The organism is Streptomyces sp. NPDC056486 (assembly GCF_042795295.1).
In the GTDB taxonomy this organism is placed as follows: Bacteria; Actinomycetota; Actinomycetes; order Streptomycetales; family Streptomycetaceae; genus Streptomyces.
In genome coordinates this window covers 1-3052 of sequence record NZ_JBHTSF010000314.1, presented here as the reverse complement: position 1 = coordinate 3052, position 3052 = coordinate 1, and the positions used below count along the sequence as shown (strand labels likewise).

The 3052-nt window shown below is 58.8% G+C and carries 3 protein-coding genes; 2 read left to right on the top strand and 1 reads right to left on the bottom strand.

What is annotated here, in order from left to right; translation table 11 throughout:
• Window positions 1-85 precede the first annotated feature (85 nt).
• Window positions 86-850 carry an ISAs1 family transposase gene (locus ACFQ7F_RS45655; protein ID WP_383285658.1) on the bottom strand — a complete coding sequence of 255 codons (765 nt, stop codon included), beginning with the start codon at window positions 848-850 and terminating at the stop codon, window positions 86-88.
• 666 nt (window positions 851-1516) lie between these two features.
• Here ACFQ7F_RS45655 and ACFQ7F_RS45650 point away from each other — a divergent pair.
• Both ACFQ7F_RS45650 and ACFQ7F_RS45645 read left to right on the top strand, forming a co-directional pair.
• A complete protein-coding gene (locus ACFQ7F_RS45650; RefSeq protein ID WP_383285656.1) occupies window positions 1517-2725 on the top strand; it encodes a hypothetical protein in 1209 nt (402 codons plus the stop codon).
• Window positions 2726-2763: 38 nt separating this feature from the next.
• Window positions 2764-3027 (top strand): hypothetical protein, encoded by a 264-nt coding sequence (locus tag ACFQ7F_RS45645; RefSeq protein ID WP_383285652.1) that lies wholly within the window; start codon window positions 2764-2766, stop codon window positions 3025-3027.
• Window positions 3028-3052: the final 25 nt, after the last annotated feature.

Here is a 3052-nt window from a genome sequence, read left to right as displayed (position 1 = left end):
CCGGTGCCCAGATCGCGTCTCCAACGCACGACTTGGAGGGCCTGGCGGGCATGGGGGTAGTCGAGGTGGGCGAACGTGGCGGTCTTCAGGCGGCGGATCTCGTTGCGGTGGTGGGCCCGTCCGCGTTCATAGTGGTCCAGGCGGACGTCGCGCCAGGGCAGGCGCCGGACGCTCTCGTGGAGAGCGGGGTGGTTCCTTTCACCACGGCGAGGTAGTGGGCTCCGCGTCTGTGCAGGTAGGTGGCGTGGTCATGCTGGGTGTGCAGGGCGTCGGCGGTGATGACGGCGCCGGTCAGATCGATGCTGTCCAGGAGTGGAGCGAAGGCCGGGATCTCGTTGCTCTTCCCGAAGATTTGTCGTTGGGCGAGGACCTGGCCGCTGTGCGTCATCGCTGCGATCAGGGCGACGGCCGATAGTTTCGCGGTGCGGGAACCGCGGAGAGTCTTGCCGTCGACGGCGATGATTTTCCGTCCCGGGGCTGAGGCCTTGCGTTCCTGGAGGAAGTGTCCGATGGCGCGGTCCAGTGCGTCACCGTCCGCGGCGGCCAGGACGAGGCGGATGGTCGTGGCATGGGGCGGGCGGATCAGGCCGGTCAGCGGATCGGGCCGGAACCCGAGCAGGGCCAGGACGCGCTGCGGGGCGTCGGCGACCCACTCGCCGATCGCTGTAATCGAGGCAGCGCCTGCCAGAACGGCGGCGGCCGCAGCGGTGAGCAGGGCCGTCCATGGGTGACGGACACCTCGACGGGCCCGTGGGTCAGGCACCGAGGCTAGATAGACCCGCAGGTCAGCGACCGTTTTCAGCGGGGCAGGACCGGAGGCGTCCCCCAGTTGCTGGAGACATGACGGCATGCGGGAAGAATGGTGCGCAGGCATGGACTCGCTCGGTGGTCATACGGACTCGACACCCACATGATCACCAGCATCCATGCCTGTTCTGCGTCCAGGGTCGCTGCCGACAGAAGTTGACAAGGCGTCACATTCGGTACTCAGCAGGTGAACCGCCCACCTCAAGAATTCTCAAGGATTCTGGGAAAAATACGCCATGGGCCCTATTAGGTCGAGTGCTCGCTGGTGGTTGACTGTAAGTCTCTACGCTGAGATCCCCAGCAAGGGCGAGGGGCTATGCCGACCCGACCACGTGTCACCCAGACCACAGTTGGTGCGCAAGATGCAGTTGCGGTAGACGGCCACCCTGCGTTGCCGAACCCTGCACTCAACGGGTGGGCGCATTTCTCCTTTGCGGTCTCCACCTATCACGGAAGTGGTGTGGACCTCGTAGGGTACAACGAGAAAACACATCAGTACCGTCAGTCGTACGTGAATCCAAAGACCTACGACCTGACTATGTCCGCTCTAGACGGAATGCTGCATGGGGATCAGCCGGTTGCCAGTAATCGGATGATAGTTCGAGAACCTCGACCACCGAGGCCCGGAAATGTGTTAAATACGGGACAAGGCCCCTTAACACCCCCTGTTGGTGGCGGCGTTTTTGGCGGGGAAGGGGGCACTCCGCTGGTGCCAGATAATGTTCTGGCGTTCCAATGGACAGTCGCTGGTGAAGGCGGATTCCATGACCGCAAATTCTCCCTGCGGGGAGGTTCAATCAGTTTCGCGGCCCACTTCAAAATCCCCGGCACTGGAAAGTACTCCATCTCTCTGAATGTCGTATTCGATGACGGAAAGTATGGAGAGCAGAAGGCTACGTTTGTGTTGCGTGACTTCCTCATCGCCTCCATTGGCGACTCGTTTGCTTCAGGCGAAGGAAATCCGGATTCTAACGGACTGGTGCATAGTGGCGGATGGAAGTGTGAAGCGGCGACTTTGAGCCGGGCCGCAGAGTGGACTCCGGACATGCTCATCGAGCCGAAGTGGGTGGAGAAGCTCGCCCACCGGTCACTACAGGGCGCACATGCGCTGGCAGCGCGGTCGCTTCACAAGGCGTCTGGGCGAACCCTGGATGCAGTTGGAAAACTAGTTACCTTGGATCGAGTCACCTTTGTGTCAGCCGCCCGGAGTGGTGCCGCTATTCCTTTCGGGCTGCTCAAACCCCAGACCAAACCGCCCGGGAAGGATTTTATTGGAATAGGACAGCTAGAAGAAATTCGTCGCACCGTATCCGGGCGGCGAATTGACGCTCTCCTTGTGAGTATTGGCGGTAACGATCTAGGCTTCAGTAGCATCCTGCGGGATTTAATCGAAGGGGATAACATATTCACCGCGAACCACGATAATGATCCCGGCTCGGTCATAGCCAGAATTGACGAGAAAATTGCCGGGTTGCGCAATGACTACGATCACCTACATGTTGCCGTCGGTCAGCTATTGAATCCCAAAGCAGTGTTCGTCAATGGGTATCCGACAGCCTTGTTCGACAAGACGATGCCAGATAGATCGATTGGATTTCATGCGTGCGGCCTGTTTCAGGGATGGGACTTGGATATCGACGCGTCGGACTACAATTTGATCCGACAGAAGGGTGATGATTTAAACTCCTTAATTCAAGAAAAAGTGGGTTCGTTCCCTGGATGGAATTTTGTTGATGTGGCTCCCGACTTTATTGGTCGGGGGTACTGCGATGCTCACACGTTGTGGGTCGGCGCAAGCGAAAGCTGTAGGAATCAAGGTGATTTTGAAGGGACTATGCACCCGTCGCGCGAAGGGCACAACATTTGCGCGGCCCGGATAGCTAGTCGGCTAAGTTTGGTAGTGGGGGGGGAGCAGTGATCAGGACTAAGCGTTTGCCTGGTGGTAGGACAGAAACGGTGGAGCTGTTCTTCAATGCCACAGGTACCGCATTTTTCCGAGCGCCTGCCGGCGCAAAGATCAACGTCAAGTATGGTAAGGGGCGCTTGAGTGTTAATAGGCAGGTGCAGGTGCTAAACGGGGAAGTGGTAAAGAAGCTCTCGGTGGGTAAGGGGTCAATCCTGGGGGCTAGGATGCGGGTCAAAGTGGCAAGCAGCGCTGATGTGACTTACGACGTTTATCCCGGAAATGTGGCTATTCAGTTCCCGGAGCAGAACTTTTAAGGGTCCTGGTGTGCCAAGGGTCCTT

Excerpts from the sequence above, each read along its gene's own strand:
- ACFQ7F_RS45655 (WP_383285658.1), bottom strand. The coding sequence starts at position 850 with ATGCCGTCATGTCTCCAGCAACTGGGGGACGCCTCCGGTCCTGCCCCG.